The organism is Chamaesiphon sp. (assembly GCF_041738855.1).
In the GTDB taxonomy this organism is placed as follows: domain Bacteria; phylum Cyanobacteriota; class Cyanobacteriia; order Cyanobacteriales; family Chamaesiphonaceae; genus Chamaesiphon.
The window spans coordinates 1-3,544 of sequence record NZ_JBGSPA010000126.1 but is presented as its reverse complement, the minus strand read 5'-3'; the positions used below and the strand labels follow the sequence as shown (position 1 = coordinate 3,544).

Sequence of the window (3,544 nt, the reverse complement as noted above, 5' to 3'; positions counted from 1 at the left end):
TGCCCGCCAACTACGCCTTTGCTATTTGGGCACCGATTTATCTGGGTCTGGTCGCCTTTGGTATTTACCAAGCCCAACCTACTCAGCGTCACAACCCCAGCTTACAGCGCGGTGGTTATCTGCTGGTGTTCGCCTGTATCGCTCAATGTGCCTGGATTTATCTCTTTCTTGCCCGTCTCTTTCCCTTATCTGTCGTCGCGATGTTGGGCATCTTGGTACCGCTGATTGTCCTCTATCAACGCCTGGAGATCGGTCAACACCACGTCTCGCCAACGGAGCAATGGCTTATCAACATCCCGATTAGTATTTACCTCGGCTGGATTACCGTCGCCATCGTTGTCAATGCGTCACTCGCGCTCTACAGCATCAACTGGGATGGTTGGGGGATTGCACCCGCAATCTGGGCAGTCATCATGATGCTCGTTAGTGGTGCAATTACAACTCAAGTAATAATAAAACACCACGATCCTGCCTATCTGCTGGTAATTATTTGGGCATTAATTGCGATCGGGATTCGCCATCTAGATACACCTTTGATTACGGTAACTGCTGCGGTAACTGCGCTCTTCTTAATTCTATTCAGCATAGAAGTCGCACCTAAATCTTTTGGCAAAAATTACTAAATTCGATTTGTAAATGAGGCTAAAATAATGACCAACTTTATATCCAGAGCTAAAGGGTGTAGGGGTCAACCCTAGCATACCTGCAATGTATTAATAGCTAATACATTAGCCTGCTTCTTTTAAACAACAACAAACAAACCATAAATAATATGCAACGTACACTCGAAAAAACTGACACAGAATTAAAAAATGATGTGCTATCCGAACTCAAATACGATCCCAGCGTCAAAGTCTCAGACATCGGCGTATTAGCCAAAAATGGGACGGTAACACTCAATGGCTATGCCAGCAGCTATAACGAGAAATGGGAAGCCGTACACGCTACTAAACGGGTTGCAGGGGTCAAAGCGATCGCCGATGACATCAAAATCCAGCTACCAGCTTCGTATCACCGCACCGACACCGATATTGCCGCAGCAGCCATCAACCAAATCGAATGGTCTACGACAATTCCCAACGGCACCGTTCAGGCAACAGTCCGTGATGGCTGGATTACCTTAGAAGGCCAAGTGGAATGGTGGTATCAGAAGAACGCCGCAGGCGATCTTGTTAAGCAAATGGCGGGTGTCAAAGGACTAACTAATTCAATCTCGATCTCACCCAAAGTGACGAAAAATGAAGTTGAAACGGACATCAAAGCTGCATTCAAACGCAGTGCGATGTTGGATGCCGAACACATCCGCGTGGAAACTTCTGGCAACAACGTCATCCTCCACGGTCAAGTTCGCAACTACAGCGAGTATGACGAAGCCGAACGAGTTGCTTGGTCTGAAGCAGGTGTATCCTCTGTGGACAATCGCCTCGAAGTAGATTGGATGTTCTAGCTTCCATTTAGGTAGGCAATTCAACCATTTAGGTAGGGGCAAATCAAGATATTGCCCCTACTTAATTCACCCTTGAAAATATTAATATTGAGGTCTAATTATGGCTCACGATCGACAGGATGATACCAACATCGAACGGCGACAAGAACTCCAACATGACGAAGAAGCTTTCCGACTTCGCCAAGAAGAGAAACGTCTACGATCTGCTCGATTAAATACTCCCTTTATTTGGATACTTAATACTATTTTCTGGCTAGTAGGAGCATTAGAAATATTACTAGGCATAAGATTTTTACTGCGGTTGTTTGCAGCCAACCCTCAAAATGAATTTGCTAGATTAATCAATAATTTATCTGCACCTTTTGTCGCCCCATTCTCGACTTTGTTTATCAGCCCAACTTTTGGTGGTGGGGCATATATATTTGATGTCAATATTGCGATCGCGATCGTTGCTTACGCTCTATTGAGCTATTTAGCTGCTTCACTGGTTAAATTCATCTTTTATCACGAATCATAAATTTATACCAGATCTATTAAATGAATAGGAGCATGAAGATGTCGAATATTATGCCTGAACCAAAAAGCTTAGATGAAACATTAACAATTCCTGCCCAACTTATTGCGGCTCAGAAATTACCAACTTTGATTTTAGGTGGTGGCTTTACTGGATTATTCACCGCGTTACACCTTAGCCATCAACATTATAGAACACCCACGATTTTGATCGACAGGGATTCGAGATTTATCTTCAAACCATTACTCTATGAGTTTCTCAGTGGTGAGATGAATACTCAATATATCTGCCCCCGCTATGACAATCTTTTACATAAAAGTGGGATTGAATTCATACAAGATACGATCGAATCGATCGATTTACAGCAGCGACAAGTTAAATTGGCCTCTGGACTGCATTACAACTATAGTAATTTAGTTTTATCACTCGGTAGTGTCGCGGGTTACTGTGGTGTGGAAGGAGCCAAAGAACACACTTTACAATTTTTCAGCACTGAAGATGCGATCGTTTTGGCTAAACATTTACGAGATTGTTTGCAACGCGCCACCCAAGCAACTGGACTAGAAAAACAGACCTTATTAACCTTTGCAATTATGGGTGCTGGTTGTACTGGCATCGAGCTAGCCGCAACTCTAGCAGATTTATTACCAAACTGGCACACGCTGTTAGGTGGTGACATTACAGATCTGCGAGTGGTTGTAATTCAACGAGGCAAGGAGATTCTCAAAGGTCATAGTGACAGCATCCGAGAGACTACTCAAACCGCATTGCAAGAGCGGAACATAGCCGTTGAGTTGATGCTAGAAACTGAAGTAATCGAGGTTCGTCCAGATACGGTTGTCCTGAAGCGAGACAACCAAATCGAACAGCTATCAGCCGCGACGATGATTTGGACGACAGGAACCGCAATCAATCCATTAATCGATAAACTATCAATTCCTGAAACAAGTCTCGATAAACAAGGACGACTTAAATTGACAAACATCCTACAACTACTCGATTTCCCCGAAGTATTCGCAGGTGGAGATTGCACTGTAATGGAGCAGCCTTTACCAGCTACCGCTCAAGTAGCATATCAGCAAGGAGCCGCGATCGCCCAGAATTTGCAAGCACTCAGCGAAAATCGCCCACTCTTTCCAGTAAAAATTGGGTTGCGGGGAACACTTCTGAAGCTGGGTTTAGACGATAGTGTCGCCGATCTTTACGATCGTTATCAAGTCAAAGGTCATCTCGGACATTTGATTCGTCAAGCCGCCTATGTCGATCTTTTACCCACTCCTGCCCGCAATTTCAAAGGAACTGTTGAATGGTTATCTGATGAACTATTTCACTACATCGCCGAAAAATGATATTAACGGTTAATTATTATAAAAAAGTGGAGATTAGATTATGACTGCTACCAAACAAAACGCTCAGTATTTTAAAAGTATCCGCCATCTTCATCGCCTAATTGCACCGATTATGATGCTACCTCTATTACTGACAGCCATTACCGGAACTGTTTATCAGATTCTCGATTTAGCAGGCAAAGAAGATAATTTTAAATGGATATTAGGTTGGCATAAGGGACATTTTGGATCGGT

General features: G+C 43.5%; 4 protein-coding genes and 1 pseudogene. All 5 read left to right on the top strand.

All coding sequences use genetic code 11. The features are described 5' to 3' along the window. A partial coding sequence (locus ACEW9I_RS11590; RefSeq protein WP_373540493.1) for a tryptophan-rich sensory protein occupies positions 1–623 on the top strand: 623 nt, incomplete at its 5' end. Between the two features lie 149 nt (positions 624–772). Next, complete coding sequence (locus ACEW9I_RS11585) at positions 773–1,447, top strand: BON domain-containing protein (RefSeq protein ID WP_373540492.1); 675 nt, start codon at positions 773–775, stop codon at positions 1,445–1,447. 100 nt (positions 1,448–1,547) lie between these two features. Then, positions 1,548–1,964 carry a YggT family protein gene (locus ACEW9I_RS11580; RefSeq protein ID WP_373540491.1) on the top strand — a complete coding sequence of 139 codons (417 nt, stop codon included), beginning with the start codon at positions 1,548–1,550 and terminating at the stop codon, positions 1,962–1,964. A 50-nt stretch (positions 1,965–2,014) separates the two neighbouring features. Next, the gene (locus ACEW9I_RS11575) at positions 2,015–3,310 is read left to right on the top strand and encodes an NAD(P)/FAD-dependent oxidoreductase (protein WP_373540490.1); all 1,296 of its coding nucleotides are present in this window, start codon (positions 2,015–2,017) and stop codon (positions 3,308–3,310) included. A gap of 40 nt (positions 3,311–3,350) precedes the next feature. Next, positions 3,351–3,544 (top strand): annotated as a pseudogene (locus ACEW9I_RS11570) (hypothetical protein); the annotation flags it as partial.

Coding starts and splice junctions, on each gene's coding strand:
- ACEW9I_RS11585 (WP_373540492.1), top strand. CDS start 773: ATGCAACGTACACTCGAAAAAACTGACACAGAATTAAAAAATGATGTG.
- ACEW9I_RS11580 (WP_373540491.1), top strand. CDS start 1,548: ATGGCTCACGATCGACAGGATGATACCAACATCGAACGGCGACAAGAA.
- ACEW9I_RS11575 (WP_373540490.1), top strand. CDS start 2,015: ATGCCTGAACCAAAAAGCTTAGATGAAACATTAACAATTCCTGCCCAA.